Here is an 18,947-nt window from a genome sequence, read left to right on the forward strand (position 1 = left end):
TTATAATTGTTTGATCAACGTTTTCAAATCATTGATGAGGGAAAAAGGAATTGGTTTGATTTCTTCAGCGAGTTGGATTGTGTCTTGGATTGTCCTTGTCAGGACTTGTTTTTCCGCTTGGTAGGCAGCTTGGGGCAGTTTGGTTTTATTTTTTTTGAAGATTGAAACCTTCGTGTCGATGATTTCGATCATCTGGTTTAAATACTGTATTTTTTGATCCATAAGGAAAAGTTGTAACACGGATCGGAAAAATGAGAAACCAATTTTTGAGACGGTACTTTCTTTGGATGTAGGGGATGTGATGACAGACGAGATTTGGGATTCTTTATTACCAGTTGCATACAAGGCCATTTCTCCTTACCAGTGGACTCCTATCGAAATCACTCGGTTTACCTGGGAGTATTTAAAAACAGAATCTGTATCTTCCGTTATGGATTTAGGTTCAGGGGTTGGTAAATTCTGTTTGAACTTGGTCCAGTATGCTAATGGAAGTTTCCCTGTGTATGGTGTTGAAGACCGAAAAGAATTAGTAGAATTGTCTCTAGAGTTAAAGCAAAAAATGGGACTAACCAGTGTTCATTTCACACATTCTGATTTTTTGGTCAATTTCCCTTTTGGACATTCCCATTATTATGTTTTCAATCCATTGTACGAAATGATGAAGGGAGAACATTCGATTGATTTCAAAAAAGAAAAGTCAGCAATGGTTTTTATCAAAAACATACAAATTTTAAAGAATCATTTGAACCAATGCAAAAAAGATACTAAAGTAATCACCTATCATGGATTTGGTGGAACTGCTCTTCCTGGATATAAAAAAATTTTAAAAAAGGAATGGGAAATAGGAGAGTGGATGGTATGGGAAAAAGAATAGTCCATTTCCCAAAATCCATCACTTCAAAAATCTTAAATTGATTTTGCGTATTTTTTCCGTATATGTGGTTTAGCGATGGTAAGGTATAATAAACCGGTTGTTACCACCACTAGAGAAGTAAAAATCATTCCGTAATTAATGAACCAAGGTTCGTCAGGTGATCTTGGCCACACCATATTAGAAACTGCAATGATCCCATAAACCAAGGCTAGTACGTTAATTCCATAACCATACTTTCCTAATGTGAAACTACCTTTTGGTTTCCACCCTTTGGTCCTTGCATATAAGGCTCCAAAAACAACCATTTGAAACGCCACGTAAATTCCGCAGGATGCAAAACTGATAATGGTTGTGACTGTATCTTGTAACCAATGACCAATACTTGTGATGATAATGGGTATAATCCCTGTAATGATCAGAGCCTTCGTTGGAACTTTTCCTTTTTTGGAAAGATGATTTAAATATTGGCTCCCAAAAATCATTCCATCCCTTGCGAATGAAAATAACAATCGACTTGCCGCTGCCTGTAAACTCAGTAAACAAGATAAAAAGGAAATCATCACAACAATGATGACCAATCTGTATCCTGTCATACCCATTGCCGTTGTGAGTGTAGACGTTACAGGATCAGAATCTTCTCCCGATATTGCCTTTTCCACATTGGGTAGTGCCAAAAGTAGGGCCAAACAAATGAAAATGGCAGCACCACCACCAATATAAATTGTCATCCGCATGGATTTTGGAATCGCTGAACTTGCATTTGGTGTTTCTTCTGCAACATCTCCACATGCCTCAAAACCATAATAACAAAACATAGCGGCAACCGAAGAGGCAAGAAAGGCTGGAAAATAATCGACTCCATTCCCGAAAGAAAATGTATTCCATAAAATAGAAATGGAATTTACTTTTGCAAAAAAAAGTAAATAACCTCCAACAAGGATAGCACCTACAAGTTCACAGAAAAAACCAAAAAAGGCAACCTGTGCTAATAATTTTGTTCCACTTAAATTGAGTAAGGTGGAGATGAGGATCATACCAATCGCAATCCAAATAAAACCAGTATTTCCAAGTTCCACTCCAAGTAGGTTATTTAAAAAGGGGGCACCACCAACGGCAACGGCTGCAACAGACGTAAACAATGCCCAAGCATAAACCCAAGCTGCCATCCACGCAAATTTATCTCCGACAAGTCGGAGTGACCAAGGGTAAATCCCACCTGAGATTGGGTATTGGGATACCACTTCACCAAAAACCAAACAAACTAAAAATTGGCCAAGTCCTACAAGGAGATAGTTCCAGACCATAGGTGGTCCACCCGCTTGGATGGCTAGGGCAAATACGGAATACACACCCACAACGGGAGACAGATATGTAAAACCTAGGGAAAAATTTTCCCAAAAACTCATACTCCGTTCAAATTCTGATTTTAATCCGAGGCTCTTTAACTGTTCTGCGTCTCGGTCTAAGGATGTTTGGTCCATTCCATTACCTTTTGTTTGGTTGTAATTGGATTGGTTTTACAAGAGGGCTTCTTTTCTACAAACGATTTTGTTTTTCCATTGACGAAACAAGAAATGAAAGAATCCTTTTTTACTTACGGTAAATCGAATGAAAAAAAGTATACTCTTCTTCTTAACATGTTTATTTGCGCTATCTTGTGCAAGTTCTGACTCAAAAGATGCTGGTTCTAATGAACCTGGTCTTGTAGATAAGTTGATCGAAAAGGCTAATTCCGAAGAAGGCCAAAAAGCCATTCAAATGGGAAAAGAAAAACTGCAAGACCCTGCCACACAAGAAAAGATCAAAGGTATGATGTCCAAGGACAAAAAGAAAAAAGACCCAACTGCCATTCCTGGCCAATAACGAATTTAGGTTGGTTTAGGCTCCATTGGATACTAGTTCCAAGGAGCCTTTCTTTTTTAACCAAATCGTAATAGATCAGGATCATTCCCTGAGAATTCAAAAATCTGTTTTAAAATCCAGTGTCTAACGTTCGTTATGTCACTCGTCTCACAAAAATAAAACAACGAAAAGCTTACTAAATCTGTATCATTAACCAAACAAAGTTTCGAATCCATTTGGATCAGATCTTCCCAAGTTTGGAATGGATATTCCTTGCCATACCATTCGATAGAAGTTTTTGTGATGGAAATTTCTTTTACACGTTTTTGTTGGTAAAGGACATATAAAAAAGGAAAAAATCCAAAAACCAAATTTAGAAATAAAAAAACCATTTGCCCTGGCGAGGGAGGAAACGTTTCCCATTCAGTCATCGATAGGGAAAAAAGATCACCGATAACAAATTGTATAATGAGTGTTAGGGCAACACTGACAGAAAACGCGACAAAAACTAAAATTCGTTGTTTGTAATTCGATTTCAGTGTGACCTTTTGGTTTTGTTTTAAAACCGATAACTCAGAATCTTTTGAAAATTGAATCTCTTGGTCCAAAATGGACTGTGGGATTTTTCGTTTATGGATTGGTAAATCTAATTCAGAAGGTTGGATGGTGAGTCCATCGGAAGTGAGGATTGGTACTTTCAAATGTTTACAAATTTTTTCCCCATCAAATCGTAATTTTGAATAGTTAGTCCCTTCAATGAGTTGGATTTTTTCCAAACCTACATTCCCTAAAACAGTATAAACTGTAACGGTTCTTGTTCCATTTTTTGTTTTCACTGTATACGTATATTCTGAATAAGAAATAGAGTTTATACTCTGAAAAGGTAAGGTTTTGGTTTCCTTTTTTCGTTCATACCAATGGATGGTTTTTGTTTCTAAATCAAAAACTGTTTCTTTTGGTTTGGTAGTGAATGACAAAAGAAAATGGGGGAGTGAAAAAAAAAGAAGCATAAAGATCCCAACAATTCCAAAACTGAGAAAGTCGGTTTCCTTAAATTCTGTCATTGAAAAAACGATTCCAAGTATGATTATGGTGACTAATTCACACCCTACGAGTATCATTCGAACCAAATGTAAATTTGTCGATTTATGATCTGACCAGCGTAATTCTTTTTCCATTGATATAAACTACCGAATCCTTATAATTTGAGGTTAGCAGGTTCTGGAATGGAAGCAGAAGGTTTCATAAACAAATAACCTTGGGAGTATTCAATTCCTAATGACTCAACTAAATCTTGTATGGCGGGTCTATCTACAAATTCAGCAACTACTTTTGCACCAATTCCTCGTGCTAAGTCAACTATACCTTGTACGAGTAAGTAAGCTGTTTTGTTTTCAGGTAGGTTTTTGATAAACTTACCATCAATTTTTAAATAATCAGGGTTGAATTCCAATAACCTTGCTAAGTTGGAATATTGTACACCAAAATCGTCGATGGCAATTTGGCAACCTATGGATTTTAAATCTTTGATGGTAGATAAGCTATGTTTGTGTTCTGAAAAACTGATGTCTTCTAGGATTTCGAAGGTCACACGTCTCGGTTCAATTTTATATTGGGAGAGCCGTGATTCTACCCATTTGCTAAAACTTTTATATTCTAATTCTGATTCGGTTAAATTAATCGAAAAATCATAAGGAAAATTGGAAAAATACTGCATGGACTCATCAATCATCTGTAAGCCAATCATACGAATGCTTCCCGTGACTTTTGCTAATTTCAAAAAAACATCTGGGGTTAAAATTGTATCTCGGTCTTTAATCCTTGCTAAACATTCAAATTTTCGTATTTCTTTTGTTTGGTTGTCTAAAATTCCTTGGAAAAAAGGAACAATCTGTTTATTGGAGATAGCGGAATGGATTTTTTGACTGAGTTGGAAGTTTTGTAAGTGGTGGTCAGTTGATAGATCTTCTGTATAAGAAACAAAATCCATTGAGTTCTGGATTTCTGCTTGGAAGAGGGCAAGTTTTGCTTTGTAATAACAATCTTCTTGTCCTGTAGCGGATGCATAACGGCAGTCCAAATGGAAGCCGACTCCATCCAAATAGAATTCATCCGATTTGAGCATCATTCGGAAACTACGTATGGTATCAACTAATGCGAGTTCGGAGAGATTCGAAAGTATGGCAATTTCATCCGAATATAGATGGAATACCTTATGTTCATTTTGTAAGTGTACCGTTAGCAATTGTAATAATTTGCGAAAAATCTTTCTGTACACTTCAATCCCAAAGGTTTTGATGATCGTCGGGAAAGTTACAATTTTAATGAGTAAAATCGATTGGTTTGTATTCGAAATATTATTGTTTTTGAGTTCTTTTGCTAGGGATTCAAAATTGGGAAATTTTGTATCACGGTGGAAATAAAGAGAATCAGCTAGTTCTTTGTTTTTTTCTTCCAAAGACTTTTCTTGGAAAAAAGCGTCGATTGCCTGTTTGATGGTGAGTTCCAAATCATGTGCATCCCATGGTTTAGACAAGTACCGGTACAAACATCCATGATTGAGTGCATTTCCTATGGCTTGTGCAGGAGCCTGTCCCGTTAGCATGATTTTTTTGGTTCTGGGATGGGTTTTTTGCATTTCGATGAGAAATTCATCCCCTTTTTGGCCTGGCATCACATGGTCGCAGATGACAACCGCTAAATCAGCTCCACTGCTATCAATTTCTTTCATAATTTCTTTGGCAGTTTCTGCACTTTCGGCAGTTTCTATGGTAAACCCTGAACCAAAGACTTTCTTAAGTTGTTCTTTCAGGTTCCAAAGGATAAAGAATTCATCATCAATGCATAAGATGTAAGGTTTTTCGTTCAAAGGGCACCCTGGAGAAGCGTTTCAAATGAATCCGAATCTCCAGATTATGCAAGAATTATTTGCAGTTGACAAGTTCACTTCTTTGGTTCTAATTTAGCCGTTCCAAGGTACTTGGGGCATGCATTTCTTTTTAAGAGGACAGGAATGGTTTCAAATAAAATTTATGTAGGGAATTTAAAATTTTCCCTCAAGGAAGAGAATATCCGGCAAATTTTTTCAGTGTATGGAGTGATCCAAGATTTGAAAATGATACATGATCGTGAGACAGGTAATTTTAGAGGGTTTGCCTTTATCACTTATGCAAATCCAAGTGAGGCGGAGGAAGCAGTCGCTCAAATGAATGGCCAACCTGTGGATGGTCGTAACCTGAAAGTTACGTTCGCAGAGGACAAAAGAAAAGAAAAACAGAACTAAAATTCACTTTTCTTACCACTACTACCAAATAAAGAAGGAGGATGACATCATCCTCTCCATCTCCTGTTCATAAAATAGAAGATTATTCTCCCTGCCTTTGGTTCACCCCAAAGGTTCATTTGCGGTTCGATTTGGACCCTCACCTCACAGTTGTCAGAGCCGATTACGAGGTAAAATCCAATGGAAATCAAATTTCCCCTTTGTTTTTAAATGGCGAAAATTTGGAGTTTTTATCGCTCCGTGTGAACGGAAAGGTTGTCGATCCCTCTGAATATAAAATCACAGATTTAGGTCTGGAACTCATACAACCACCAAGTGAGGTTTTCCAACTCACGGTGGAAAACCGCATTTGCCCCAATCAAAATACAAGTTTAGAAGGATTGTACCAATCTGGATCGATGTTGTGTACACAAAACGAACCTGAAGGTTTTCGTAAGATTGTATATTCCATTGATCGCCCAGACAATATGATGCAGTTTACGGTTACCATTGCGGGTGATCCAAGTTATTTTCCGGTTATGTTGTCGAATGGAAATTTGAAAGAGGAACACCCACCAGTGAGTGGCAAAAGAGAAGTGGTTTGGGAGGATCCATTTCCAAAACCAACATACTTATTTGCCCTTGTTGCGGGAGAATTGATCGAAACAAAAGATGAGTTTGTCACCAAATCAGGAAGGATTGTCACACTCAAAATTTTTGTCGAAAAAGGAAATGAAGAAAAAGTCAGTTTTGCATTTGAATCCTTAAAACAGGCAATGAAGTGGGATGAGGATACCTTTGGATTGGAATATGACTTAGATTTATTTATGATTGTTGCCGTGGAAGACTTTAACATGGGAGCGATGGAAAATAAGGGTTTAAATCTTTTTAACGCAAAACTGGTACTTGCTGATAAAAAATCGGCAACTGATGAAACCTTTGAATCAATCATGGCTGTGATCGGACATGAATACTTTCACAATTGGACAGGCAATCGTGTCACCTTACGTAACTGGTTCAATTTAACCTTAAAAGAAGGTCTGACCGTATTTCGTGACCAATGGTTTACGGAAGACATGACGGACCCTGCCGTCAAACGGATCAAAGACATTTTGTTTTTGAAGGAACACCAATTCCCTGAGGACCAAGGACCTATGGCACACCCCATCATTCCAAAGTCTTACACGGAAATGAATAATTTTTATACGGTGACGGTGTATGAAAAAGGGGCAGAAGTCATACGACTGGTTTCCCAAATCCTAGGAAGAGATGTCTTTAAAAAAGGCCTACAGGATTACCTGACACGTTTTGATGGCCAAGGTGTTACATTTGAAGAATTTATCTCCAGTATGGAAAGGGCACATGGAAAACCAATCCCTTACTTACGAAACTGGTACCATAGGAGTGGTACACCCATAGTACAAGTGGAGGAATCGTTTGACCAAAACAATCAGGAATGGGTGTATACGTTAAACGATAAATCGGATGGTAACCTACCTCTCGTATTTGTCAATTCCTACGCAGCGTTTGATTCCAAAGGGACACTGATCACTGAAAACAAACGAATCCAAGAAGGCACAGAAGATCAAATCAGAATCAAAACACCAAATGATTCCAAATCGAAACCGATTGTTTCTTTTTTTCGAGGGTTGTCGAGTCCCATTCTCTTAAAATCAGAAATGACAAAGGAAGAGATCCGTATTTTGGCAGAACATGAGCCAGATGGTGTCTCCAGGTTTTTTTCGTTTCAAAATCTCATTTTTTTATGGATGTCTTTTGCATTAAAAGATGGATCTAAAACAGAAAACCTAACTGATGTTTTAGAAATCATTCAATCGAGTTTCAAAAAAAATTGGGACAAAACTTATTTTAGTTTTTATTTAACTTTTCCTTCATTGAACCAATTTTGTGAGCACCTTCAATTTTTTGATTACAAACAAGTGGAATCCCTTCGAAAATTTGCCATCCAAACCATCGCAGAAACCTTTACGAAAGAATTCCAATTTCTCTATGAAGAAAATCGTAAAACAATACCAAAACAATCCAAAGAAGAAATTGGTAAACGAAAGTTAAAAAATACAGCTCTTTACTATTTGTTACACCATCCTAAAATTTCATTCGAAAGCCTTGCCATTTCACAACAAAGGGAAGCAAAACATATGAGTGAAGAAATTTTTGCTCTTCGAAGCCTAATTGAAATCGGGTCCAAAGAGAAAGAGCAGGTGATTTCACTTTTCTATGATAAGTGGAAACAAGATGCCTTGGTTCTAGATGTATGGTTTGCAGCCCAGGTGGCCACAGGTGAAAACCGCATTTCTGATTTGGAACGATTGGAAAAACATTCCAAATTTAATCTTAAAAATCCAAACAAGGTAAGATCTTTGTATTTTAGTTTTGCGAGAAATCCATTGTCCTTTCATGAAACGGAAGGAAAAGGGTATGTTGTCATTGCAGAACGAATCAAACAATTGAACGGAATCAATCCTCAAATTGCAGCAGGACTAACAAAGTTGTTTTCGCAAAGTTCGAAACAAATTGGGAATTTGCCAATGATCGCCAAAAGAGAGTTAGAAGGAATTCAAAACCTCCCCCAAATATCGAAAGATTTAGGAGAGGTAGTGGGGAAAATCATCAAATCACTTTAGTTATACATTGATTTGATGAGATCTTTGTATTTGTCATGGATGACATTTCGTTTCATTTTGAAAAGGTTGGTGAGTTCATCACCAACTTCCATGGCTTTCGGTAAAAATCGAAAATCAGAAAGTTTTTCAAAAGATTTGAAACCATTTTCAGAAGAAATTTGTTTTTTAATAATGTTTTGGAAATACAACCTAACATCTTTATTTTGGTTGAGGTCTTCTCCATCTTTCCATTGTAAACCGGCTTCTTTCATTCGGTCTTTATCAGGCCAAATGAGTGCCGTTAAGGATTTTTGGTCTTGGCCTACCACAATCACTTGGTTGATCAACGCATTTTCTAAGAGTAAATTTTCAATGGGAACAGGTTCTACGTTCTCACCACCAAGTAAGACAATTGTGTCTTTTACTCTCCCTCGAACAGAAAGTGTATCGTTAAACGAGATAAAACCTAAGTCACCAGTATTCATCCAACCATCTACAATGGCTTTTTTTGTGGCTTCTTCATTTTTGTAATACCCCTTCATCACTTGAGGTCCTTTGATATGAATGACACCCATTTTTCCTTTGGGAACGGATTCTCCTTGTTCATTTACAACTCTAACAACAGTTCCATCTGGCCATTTACCAACAGAACCTTGGACAACATGCCCAACCGACCTAACCGAGATGATGGGGGCACATTCTGTCATTCCATACCCTTCATACACAGGGATCCCAATGACATTGAAAAATTCGTCTACATGAGAAGGTAAGGCTCCTCCACCAGAAATGGTTCCAATCAAATGGCCACCTAAAACATCTCTGATTTTAGAAAACACAAGTCCATCTAGAACTTTGGCTAGTAAAAATAAATTGAGCACATAACCAATGGAGATGGTTGTGTTTTTCATTCTTTCAAATGGAGACTCTTCTTTTGTGAGTAATTTATTCCCTGCTAAATAATCTTGTCCGTCTTTGAATTTTTTACAGATATCATATGCGAAATCAAAAAGTTTCTTTTTGTTTTCTGGAGCCTTTTCCAATTTTTGTTTGATACCTAAGTATAAGTTTTCCCAAAGTCTAGGAGCGGACGCCATAAAACTTGGTTTTATTTTTTGGAAATCGTCCCGTAGGTCTCTAATGTTTGTATACGCGATAGATGCACCTTCTGCGATGATCGCATAATCAATGGCTCTTTCAAAGATATGCCATACAGGTAAGATGGAAAGTGTTCGATCAGAGGACCTAAGGCCCACTCTTGGCGGAACCTTTACCACATTGTATACCATATTTTGGTGGGTTAACATCACACCCTTGGGCATTCCTGTTGTTCCGGAAGTATAAATGATGGTAAATAAATCATCTGGTTTTACTTGTTTGGATCGTAATTCTAAAGAAGGGAGGTTTTTTCTAAGAGATTCCCCTTCTTTTACAAGAGAGGTCAAACTAATCGCAAAAGAATCTTTGGAGGCAAAGTTAGGATCTAAGATGATTACCTTTTCCACTTTTGTATTGGATAATATTGGCTTTAGCATGTCGTAAAGTTTTTCGTGTTCTACAAAACAATACTTACTTTCGGAGTGGCTTAGGATGTACTCAATTTCCTGTGCAGTCGAGTCGGATCCTCTCGGAACATTGACAGCCCCATTCAAGAGAGTGGCAATATCTGCGATGGCCCATTCCGTTCTGTTATCTGCCATAAGACCAATTCGGTCTCCAGGTTGTAGGCCCATTTGTAAAAGGGATAAGGCTAAATTTTCTGCTTCGTGAAAGATGTCGGAAAAAGTACGTCCTTTGAAATTTTTTGCATTGTCTTTTGCAAAGAACATTTCCTTGGAACCATAGGTTCTTTTGGCATAATAAAATACATCATTCAGCGTTGTGAAATTTTTCATGAATCAAATCTATCTCCGTAGGGAGTAAACTCTTACGGCTTTCGTACTTTATTCAAGTAATATTTTGATCGGTAGGTCTTACCACTTGGAGATTCCAAAAAATTGAGAAAAAGTGGGTCTCCTTCTAATTTTTGGAAGAGGTCTAAATCGAGATAAAGAGCTTGGTCTAACCAAAGTTTTCCTTCTCCTTCGCGTTTGGTTGCGTAGGATGCTCTCGCTAATTTGTAATACACGATGGGTAAAAATACTTTTTCTCCGCCTAAAATCTGTGCCCTTTTTAAATTGGTATAAGCTTCATCAAAATTACCTAAACTCAATTCACAGGATCCTCTATAATAAAAGAGGAAAAACCTTGGATAAGGCATAAGTCGTCTTGAGTTTAATTTTTCTAAACTCGTTAAACAAGCTTTAGGTTCCTTTGACATCAAATAAGCATAAGCAAGATTGAGTGAGATTTCTGGGCTAATTTCCCCATGAACTTTTCTATAGATTTCGGCTGTCTTTTTGTAACTTTCCTTCGCAGAAACATAATCATTTAATACATAAAGATAATAATAGGATTTATAAAGTAAAACATCCAAAGAATCGGATTCACAAACTCGATAGGAAAAAAATTCATCCAATGTTTTTGTAAAAGAATTAAATTCCCTTTCATTGTACTCAATGTTTGCAATTTTTCGGAGTAAGGAACAAGTCCGAAGGGTTCCATTGGGAACTTCCTTTTTGTATTCAAGTAGGGATTTGCGATAAAATTTTAATGCTTCTTTGTATTTTTCCAAAGTTTCTAAAGATACAGCTTCTCGTTCTTCTTTTTCACCAACGCCTTCACAATAGGTTTCCTTATTATTTTCATAATAACAAATTCTCTCCTTAAATCCATTTTCATTGGCATCATACTCAATTCTTACAAGTTTACAATTTTGGTAGTACCACCATTCATCAATCCCTCCAAAATCATTTTTATCTTTTGTGATTTCTTTGGGACAACCGTTACTCGCATAATAAGTAAAACTATCTTTTTTGCCATTTTTGGTTTCATCTTCTTCGGTCAGATACAATTGTCCACTTTGGTTAAAATGATCATAACGGTAGGGGAAAAATTCATTTTCGTTTAAGAAAAAATGAATCTTTAAAAGAGAACTTCCATTTTTCCACCCGGAAAAACATGTGAAACTTGTTTTGCCACTTAAAAAATTTTGGGATAGATCTCCATATAAATCGCTTAGGTGGGAACGTATGTCTTCTTTGAGTCTCGGATAAGGGTAGTTAGAGTGGTATTTTTCAATGTATTTTTGGCAAAACCAAAACACTTCATGATTAAAGGTTTCTTTGTGAATGAAAGACGGACTTTGGTTGGTAAAACCAAAGAGAAATCGTTTGGGACTATCATCTTCTAATTCAAACGTTTCTTTTGATTTTTGAATGGCATCCCAATATCCCTCTAAAAGTGGATTGGCATTGAGAGGGATCGTAAAAAAGAAAAAAAACGATAAAAGGTTACGAAAATAGATCAAGATTTACTTTTTAAATACAAATCATAGAGAATTGGATTTTCATAAGGATTACCAACTTTACGTATGGAGAATAGTTGCAGGAGTGGTGGTCCGTTTTCTAAATAAAATGCACCATGTTCGTGATTGTATCGTATAATGCCTGTATGTTGAGTTAAGTTTCCACCTTTCGCAACTGTATGTTCAATGATGTCTTCTTCATACAATTCTTTGTCATATTTATCTTTTAAACCAGTGAAACAATTAATCACATAATTATCTTCGTTTGGAATAGGTTGTCCAAATTTTAGTAATTTTCCATCTAAGGTTAAAGAAAATCCTTTTTGGGTGAATTCTTTCTCTTGTTTGTCCCATACTCGGAATCGAATTGTGAATGCCATAACAGGAACCAATTTAAGTAGGTCGAAGTCCTTTCCAAGGAAAATTCAAAAAAAAATCAGTGGTCAATGGATGAATTCTGGAAGATCTTAGCCCCATGAAGGTGATTTCAGTTTCCAATATCAAAGGGGGAAGTGGTAAATCCACAACGGCAGCCCACTTGGCTTGCGCTCTAGCAAGAAGAGGGAAAACTCTCATTGTCGATATGGATATGCAAGGGGATTTAACTGACTTTTCTTTGCCCGATTTGGATTTAACGGCACTAGATGAATCCAATGTCATGAGTGTCCTACTTGGAATGAAAAAAATTTCTGACTGTATTCGAAAAACCAAACACTTTGATGTTTTACCTTCCACTCTCAGTTTGGCAAAACTCACAAAATACAATCCTGACTCTACAAGTTTGTGCCTTCAGTTCAAACGTTCTTTAGAAGAAGTACGTAAAAATTACCAATTTGTTGTGATTGATACTCCGGGTTCGGCAAAACATGAACTCACAACTGCGATTTATAATTCGGAACTCATCTTAATTCCCGTCACACCCAGCAAATGGACCATAAGAGCCGTGAACCTTTTGTTAGATGAAATCACACAAACAGAAACAGTTTTTAGCCAGAAGAAAAAAATAGCCTTTGTTCCTTCTTGGTTTGGTCCTTCCAAAAAACATAGGGAACTCTTGGAAAGATTAAAAGCCATTGAAGAAATTCCCACTTTAGGGGAAATTCCAAAATCAGAATCCATTAAGGTCAAAACAGAGAAACAAGAATCCTTAAAGAAGGATACAAATGCTTGGTATGCCTTTGATCGTTTGGCAGATGAAACCATTGCACTTGTTGATCCAGAAAATTCAATTTCCCAAATACGCTTATAACAAACAAATTTTAATCTTTAGGTTTGAAACTCGATTGGTGTTTTTTTCGTTCCAAAGCAATTTCTTGGATGTGGCCTGCAAAACTCGGATGGTGTTTTAGAATTTCACTAAAGGCATCTCTACTCAGTGTATAAACATCACAATACGAGCCGGCTTTGATTGTCGCTGTCCGCAAAGAATCGTCAATCAAACTCATCTCTCCAAAAAAAGATCCAGAGTTCAAGGTTGCGAGTAGTTCTCCTGATTTTTCTTTGATCACTTCTACATGTCCCTTCGATAAAAAATACATATTATGAGGGACGTCACCTTCTCGGAAAATCACATCTCCTTTCATATAATAAGCAGGTTTTAATTCAAGAACCACTTCTCTCTTTAATTCTTCTGGTGCATGTTTGAAAAATGGGACCACTGAAATCAGATGGTTATGTAAAAACATGGAGACATCAATTTTGATTCCCGATGGAAGTTGGTCCCAAATTTCTTTTTCATCTATACCATGTTTGTTTTCCCAAAGATTGATATAGTAGGATCTAATTCTGTTAGCTAATTGAGGAGGTAATTTTTTGTATTTAATAAAGGAGTTAATTGTATTTAATTTTTCTTGGAAAGTAACACGGGAAATATCCAGATTCGATAGTAATGTTGCAATATTACCAATCACATAACCATATATACCAACACCTAAAATCATCACTCCCATCGTATAAATTGTTTGTGGGTTAGAAGTGGGTGTGATATCCCCATAACCAATGGTTGTGAGAGTTGTCACTGACCAGTACAAAGACCTGATATAACGTGTCGTCATATCTTTGTCTGGTAAAAACTCTGGACTCAAATGGATCCAACCACAAGCAACCCAGTGTGCAAAAAGGGAAGTCCAATAGACAAAGAATATCAATCGAAAGGTCATTGGATTGATCACATCTAATAATTTAAATCGATCTTCTGACTCTGCTCCAAGAGCTAACATTCGTAAGGATTTAAAAAGTTCAAAAACTCTAACTGATCGAAGTAAACGTAAAATTTTTAAACTATCGGTCACACCGAAATACTGGAAAAAAAATCCACCAAATAAATCAAATGGAAAGGCAGATAAAAAATCGATGAGAAACCAAGATTTGAAATACGTTTTGGCTACGATTTTTTTGTTTTGGATGAGGAGTCTGTCCTTTAAAATCGCAGTAAAAAAATTGAGAATTAGGTCGATTCCAAAAATGACTTGGATCCCTCTTTCGAAGTGGGTAACGCCTACTGATAGTTTATGAGGGAATACAAGGCGAAGTGGGACTTCTATGGCAAAGTAGGTAATACAAATAAAGACAAAAAGATCCCAGATTCGTTTGTAGGGAGAATTTGGATGGATCATATACTATAGTATCGACAAGCTATGTTTTATATTTGCGTTCTTTCAGATAAAAAAAATCCTGAATTGCATAAGAGGTGATTATGTTCGGTGGAGCCGGTGGAAACAAGTTTGATATGCTCAAACAGATGAAAAAGATGCGTTCGCAAGTGAAAACCATGGAAAAGGAACTTGCTGGCCTAAATTTTGTAGGAATTTCTAAAAATAAACTTCTATCCGTCACTTTGGATGGTAAATTCCAAATGAAATCGATCCAAATTGAAGATGAGTTATTGGAGAAAAAGGATAAAAATCTCCTCGAACGTTCCATCCAAGAAGCTTACACAAAAGCATTACAAGACGCACAAGCTGGTGCAGCAAAACAAATGCAGGCGATGGGTGGATTTCCTGGGCTTGGGATGTAGACAAAAGATTCTTTTTCTACGTTTCTAAAAATGGAAAAGCCTACAAAGGAATTCTTTGTAGGCTTTTTTTTTGGGATTTTCTCCAGTTTTTGTCGTTACGAATTGAAATTAACTTGCTGGAACAATTTCCACTTCAACACGTCGGTTGGAACCATCTTTTGGATCTACATTTTTTAGTGGAGTAGAGGAACCTAATCCTTGTACGGTTCCGATTCGTTTTCCTTCAACACCATTTTCAATGATGGCATCTTTTGCAGTCACAGCGCGGTCATTGGAAAGTTTTTGGTTGAGGTCTTCTGCACCTGTGCGGTTTGCATGACCAGTGATATTGATTTTTGTTTCAGGGTAAGCAGCAAGTGCTTCCGCTAATTTATCAATATTTTCTTTTCCTTTCCCTTTTAGATCCGCTTTTCCATCCTCGAATGCAATACCGCCGTCCATAGAGGCAGTGAGAGCCACTGTTTCTCCACCACGTTCACTCTTAGTAAGAGTAATGCCTTGTTTTTTCATTTCTTCTGCCATGTTGTCGTACATGGTGTTGAGATAAAATCCTGTTCCAAGACCAGCTAAACATCCAGCACCCAAACCAACAATTTTACCTTTGTTTTGAGGTTTCTTTTTTTCCATTGCCAAAGATTCTTTTATTTGTCTTTGGAAATCGTTCTTTTTGTTCTTAGTGTCTTTTTTTCTTTGTGACTCATCATACACAGCACCTAACGCAAGACCAACTCCACATCCGATGGATGTACTGAGGATGAGACGTTTTGTGTTGTCTGAAAGGCCACAAGAAATTGTGGTAAGTAATGATAGGGATAAAATTCCGGAAATGATTTGTTTCAAAGTGATTGTCCTCTTTCTCCTTCTCAATGAAGGTTTCGGACAAAGTTTAAAGAAATCCTCCCTGTTTGCAAGGAGGATTTCCATCTCTTTAAAATCCTTAGTATCTGTCCGTGAGGAGTTTTACTACTGATTCTGGTCTGAGATTTGCTTGGGCAAGCATGGCCACACCCGATTTGGTTAGGATTTGGTTTTTGGAGTATTCTACCATTTCCGTTGCCATATCTGCATCTCTGATTTGTGATTCGGAAGAAACCATGTTCACATAGTTATTACTCAGTGATTTTAAGGTTAAATCCAATCGGTTGTAATAGGCACCCAAGTCCGACCGTAGTCGATTGACTCTGGAAATGGCATCATCCAGTACCTGGAGTGAATCGGTAGCTTTGTTTGGAGTTGAAAGAGTCAACTTGTTTCCAGCTTGTTTCAGTTTTAAAGAAGAACTTGTCATCGTGTTGATAAACACTTCTATCTTTTCTGAACCGTTTGCACCCACTTGTAAAGTCATCGGGTTTTTGCCAGCGCGAGAGAATCGACCATCCAGCGGCCTAACTTTATTAAACTCTGCAGATGTTCCGATCCTTTCCACTTCTTCAACTAATTGTGATACTTCTAACTGGACAAGTTTCCTGTCTTCATTCGAATAGATCCCGTTAGCAGATTGAACTGAAAGTTCGCGTAACCTCTGTAAGATAGAGTTTACTTGGTCCAAAGATCCTTCCGTTACTTGTAAAAACGACATACCATCCTGGGTATTTCGTTCTGCTTGGCCTAAAGCACGGATTTGGGATCTAAGTTTTTCGGATACGGAGAATCCCAAGGAATCATCCCCTGGTCTGTTGATTCGCATACCCGTTGCTAGGTGTTCCATGGACTTGTCCATGTCACGACTTGTGTTTGTAAGTGCCCGTTTTGCAACGAGTGCACTGATGTTGTGATTGATAATCATTGTCACACCCTCCTGTGTGTCCATGACCCGCTTGTTTCCCTACAGGCGGAGAAAAGAAAAAATCAGTTTCCAGAAATCCTTTCCTTCGAGGAGAGAAGGGGTTGCCTGCCCTTGGTTCTCCCGGGAATTTTTCCTTTCCAGATGATTCTATACCAAAAAACTTATGTCTGTAAAGAAAATTTAAGGTGCGAGGTCTTAAGATTTTGAAAATCTACACCAAATTTGGCGATGGCGGACAAACCTATTTAGCGTCTGGGAAAAAAGTTTCAAAAACTGACAGACGAGTGGATCTGTATGGTACCTGTGATGAATTGAATAGCACCATTGGACTTGCACTTTCCCTTGGTAAAAATGAAACGCTTCCAACTTCCTTTTTAGAACATTTGCAAAACATCCAAAGTTTTCTCTTTGAAATTGGTTCAGAGCTTGCTGGTTATGTTCCGAAGGAAGCAAAGGATGGAACTGTTGTTAACGCAAATGATGTAAGTATTTTGGAACAGGAAATTGATCGTTTGATGGAAACTCTTCCTGAAATCAAATTTTTCATTTTGCCAGGAGGTAGTCCTTTTTCGAGTGCCTTACATATGGCACGAACGATCTGCCGTAGGTTAGAAAGGGATTTACTTGTTTACATTGAGGCAGGTGGAGAAATTCATAATGATCTTAGAATTTACATCAATCGATTGTCTGATTATTTATTTGTCGCCGCTAGGTTTGTCAATTTTTCATTGGGGCAAGAGGAAACCATTTGGAAAAGTCGTACGAAATCAAACTAGAAAAACAACCTAAAGGGATCACAAGTTTATTTCTCACAGAAATGTGGGAAAGGCTTAGTTATTATGGAATGCGAGCATTACTTGTTTTGTATCTTGTGAATGCTTTAGGTTTTTCTGATAAAGATGCAGGTGTGATTTATGCTTATTACACCAGTTTCGTGTATCTAACTCCTGTTATCGGAGGGTACATCACAGATCGATATTTGAGTTACCGATTTGCTATTTATTTAGGAAGTGTTTTGATGTTATTCGGCCATCTGTCCTTGGCCATTTCTGGTTTATCTTATTTTTATTTAGGGTTATGTTTACTCGCTTTAGGGAATGGATTTTTTAAACCAAATATTTCTACAATTTTTGGAAGGTTGTATGTAGAAAAACCCAATTTAAGAGACAGTGGGTTTACCATTTTTTATATGGGGATCAATTTAGGTGGTTTACTGGGTCCAATCATTTCCGGTACTTTGGGTGAAAAAGTAGATTGGCATTTGGGATTTTTATCAGCCGGGCTTGGAATGGCAATTGGGATCTTCGTATTTTATTTTGGAAGTAGATCCCTTCCAAAATCCATTTGGGAAAAAACAAAGGGAATCAATTTAACACATACGCACGAAAGTGGCACTTTAACCAATGATTCCGAAAATGAGGTAGTTCCAAAAATCGCTCTGATTGGCCTCCTTTCTTTTTTTAGTATTTTTTTCTGGATGGCTTTTGAACAAATGGGATCTTCTCTGAATTTGTTTGCCTTACGTCATACAGATAGGAATGTATTTGGTATAGAAATTCCAGCCTCCATCTTCCAATCATTAAACCCTTTGATGATTTTGATTTTTGGACCATTTGTTTCTTTTCTTTGGACTTCTCTTTCTAAAACCAATCGAAACCCAAATCCGATTTTAAAGTTTGTGATCAGTTTGTTTTTCCTCGGGCTTGGTTTTTTAGTGATGGTATTTGCCGCTAACAAAGCTGAAACGGGAGTCTCAGTTTCCCTATTCTTTTTAGTATTTGTCTACTTTTGGAATACAATCAGTGAACTTTGTCTTTCACCAGTAGGACTATCGTTTGTCAGTAAAATGGCGCCGACGAAGTTTGCATCGTTTCTTATGGGCACTTGGTTTTTATCAACAGCCTTTGGTCATTATGCTGCGGGAATTCTTTCTGGTTACCAAAGAGAATGGGGGAGTATGGCAAATTTTTATGGATTCTTTGTGATTGTCTCCTGGTTTGCTTCTTTCATCCTGTTGGGGATTTACCTTTGGAAAAAAAATTCCATCCTTCCCTTATTGGAATCAGAAAAAACGAGAAAATTGGACTCATCTTCACCTATACGTGGTTCCATCGAAACCTAAGGTTTGTTAGCTCTTGAG

The 18,947-nt window shown here is 37.3% G+C and carries 18 protein-coding genes; 8 read left to right on the forward strand and 10 right to left on the reverse strand.

Going from position 1 to position 18,947, the window contains the following annotated elements; translation table 11 throughout:
• Entirely contained in the window at positions 1-222 is a 222-nt protein-coding gene (locus CH354_RS07755; protein WP_100766385.1) for a hypothetical protein, read from the reverse strand.
• A 79-nt stretch (positions 223-301) separates the two neighbouring features.
• On the opposite strand from CH354_RS07755, the gene CH354_RS07760 reads away from it, so the two are divergent.
• Positions 302-874: a methyltransferase domain-containing protein gene (locus CH354_RS07760; RefSeq protein ID WP_165780939.1), complete on the forward strand. Its 573-nt coding sequence runs from the start codon at positions 302-304 to the stop codon at positions 872-874.
• A 32-nt stretch (positions 875-906) separates the two neighbouring features.
• On the opposite strand, the gene CH354_RS07765 is transcribed toward CH354_RS07760, so the two are convergent.
• Positions 907-2,355, reverse strand: a complete 1,449-nt coding sequence (locus CH354_RS07765) for an APC family permease (RefSeq protein WP_100766386.1) — start codon at positions 2,353-2,355, stop codon at positions 907-909.
• A 127-nt stretch (positions 2,356-2,482) separates the two neighbouring features.
• Between CH354_RS07765 and CH354_RS07770 the strand changes: the two genes are divergently transcribed.
• Positions 2,483-2,737, forward strand: coding sequence for a hypothetical protein (locus CH354_RS07770; protein WP_100766387.1), 255 nt, complete (start codon positions 2,483-2,485; stop codon positions 2,735-2,737).
• A gap of 56 nt (positions 2,738-2,793) precedes the next feature.
• Here the strand turns inward: CH354_RS07770 and CH354_RS07775 are convergent, their stop codons facing one another.
• Together CH354_RS07775 and CH354_RS07780 are read right to left on the reverse strand one after the other, a co-directional pair.
• The gene (locus CH354_RS07775) at positions 2,794-3,780 is read right to left on the reverse strand and encodes a hypothetical protein (protein WP_243396013.1); all 987 of its coding nucleotides are present in this window, start codon (positions 3,778-3,780) and stop codon (positions 2,794-2,796) included.
• 134 nt (positions 3,781-3,914) lie between these two features.
• Positions 3,915-5,585, reverse strand: coding sequence for an EAL domain-containing response regulator (locus CH354_RS07780; RefSeq protein ID WP_100728009.1), 1,671 nt, complete (start codon positions 5,583-5,585; stop codon positions 3,915-3,917).
• 144 nt (positions 5,586-5,729) lie between these two features.
• Here CH354_RS07780 and CH354_RS07785 point away from each other — a divergent pair, with 144 nt between their 5' ends.
• Together CH354_RS07785 and pepN are read left to right on the forward strand one after the other, a co-directional pair.
• Positions 5,730-5,999 (forward strand): RNA recognition motif domain-containing protein, encoded by a 270-nt coding sequence (locus CH354_RS07785; protein WP_100728010.1) that lies wholly within the window; start codon positions 5,730-5,732, stop codon positions 5,997-5,999.
• 41 nt (positions 6,000-6,040) lie between these two features.
• The gene (gene pepN / locus CH354_RS07790; RefSeq protein WP_100766389.1) at positions 6,041-8,623 is read left to right on the forward strand and encodes an aminopeptidase N; all 2,583 of its coding nucleotides are present in this window, start codon (positions 6,041-6,043) and stop codon (positions 8,621-8,623) included.
• Here the strand turns inward: pepN and CH354_RS07795 are convergent.
• Genes CH354_RS07795 through CH354_RS07805 form a run of 3 tightly spaced genes read right to left on the reverse strand, consistent with a single transcriptional unit; the run spans position 8,620 to position 12,385 of the window.
• Entirely contained in the window at positions 8,620-10,494 is a 1,875-nt protein-coding gene (locus CH354_RS07795) for an AMP-dependent synthetase/ligase (RefSeq protein WP_100766390.1), read from the reverse strand. The genes pepN and CH354_RS07795 overlap by 4 nt on opposite strands.
• Positions 10,495-10,526: 32 nt before the next feature.
• Positions 10,527-12,008, reverse strand: coding sequence for a hypothetical protein (locus tag CH354_RS07800; protein WP_100766391.1), 1,482 nt, complete (start codon positions 12,006-12,008; stop codon positions 10,527-10,529).
• The gene (locus tag CH354_RS07805) at positions 12,005-12,385 is read right to left on the reverse strand and encodes a YopX family protein (RefSeq protein WP_100728014.1); all 381 of its coding nucleotides are present in this window, start codon (positions 12,383-12,385) and stop codon (positions 12,005-12,007) included. Before CH354_RS07805 ends, CH354_RS07800 begins: the two co-directional genes overlap by 4 nt.
• A gap of 95 nt (positions 12,386-12,480) precedes the next feature.
• Here CH354_RS07805 and CH354_RS07810 point away from each other — a divergent pair, with 95 nt between their 5' ends.
• On the forward strand, positions 12,481-13,254 hold the full coding sequence (locus tag CH354_RS07810; RefSeq protein WP_100766392.1) for a ParA family protein: 774 nt from the start codon (positions 12,481-12,483) through the stop codon (positions 13,252-13,254).
• 10 nt (positions 13,255-13,264) lie between these two features.
• Here CH354_RS07810 and CH354_RS07815 read toward each other — a convergent pair whose 3' ends face one another.
• On the reverse strand, positions 13,265-14,620 hold the full coding sequence (locus tag CH354_RS07815) for a cyclic nucleotide-binding domain-containing protein (RefSeq protein ID WP_100728016.1): 1,356 nt from the start codon (positions 14,618-14,620) through the stop codon (positions 13,265-13,267).
• A gap of 80 nt (positions 14,621-14,700) precedes the next feature.
• Here CH354_RS07815 and CH354_RS07820 point away from each other — a divergent pair, with 80 nt between their 5' ends.
• Positions 14,701-15,021: a YbaB/EbfC family nucleoid-associated protein gene (locus tag CH354_RS07820; RefSeq protein ID WP_100728017.1), complete on the forward strand. Its 321-nt coding sequence runs from the start codon at positions 14,701-14,703 to the stop codon at positions 15,019-15,021.
• Positions 15,022-15,129: 108 nt separating this feature from the next.
• Here the strand turns inward: CH354_RS07820 and CH354_RS07825 are convergent, their stop codons facing one another.
• A complete protein-coding gene (locus CH354_RS07825) occupies positions 15,130-15,861 on the reverse strand; it encodes an OmpA family protein (protein WP_100728037.1) in 732 nt (243 codons plus the stop codon).
• 97 nt (positions 15,862-15,958) lie between these two features.
• Positions 15,959-16,807, reverse strand: a complete 849-nt coding sequence (locus CH354_RS07830) for a flagellin N-terminal helical domain-containing protein (RefSeq protein ID WP_100728038.1) — start codon at positions 16,805-16,807, stop codon at positions 15,959-15,961.
• 203 nt (positions 16,808-17,010) lie between these two features.
• Between CH354_RS07830 and CH354_RS07835 the strand changes: the two genes are divergently transcribed.
• Both CH354_RS07835 and CH354_RS07840 read left to right on the forward strand, forming a co-directional pair.
• Positions 17,011-17,583: a cob(I)yrinic acid a,c-diamide adenosyltransferase gene (locus CH354_RS07835; protein WP_100728039.1), complete on the forward strand. Its 573-nt coding sequence runs from the start codon at positions 17,011-17,013 to the stop codon at positions 17,581-17,583.
• Positions 17,556-18,929: a peptide MFS transporter gene (locus CH354_RS07840; protein ID WP_100728018.1), complete on the forward strand. Its 1,374-nt coding sequence runs from the start codon at positions 17,556-17,558 to the stop codon at positions 18,927-18,929. The genes CH354_RS07835 and CH354_RS07840 overlap by 28 nt, the downstream gene beginning before the upstream one ends.
• Positions 18,930-18,947 lie beyond the last annotated feature (18 nt).

This window comes from Leptospira levettii, from assembly GCF_002812085.1.
Lineage (GTDB): Bacteria > Spirochaetota > Leptospiria > Leptospirales > Leptospiraceae > Leptospira_A > Leptospira_A levettii.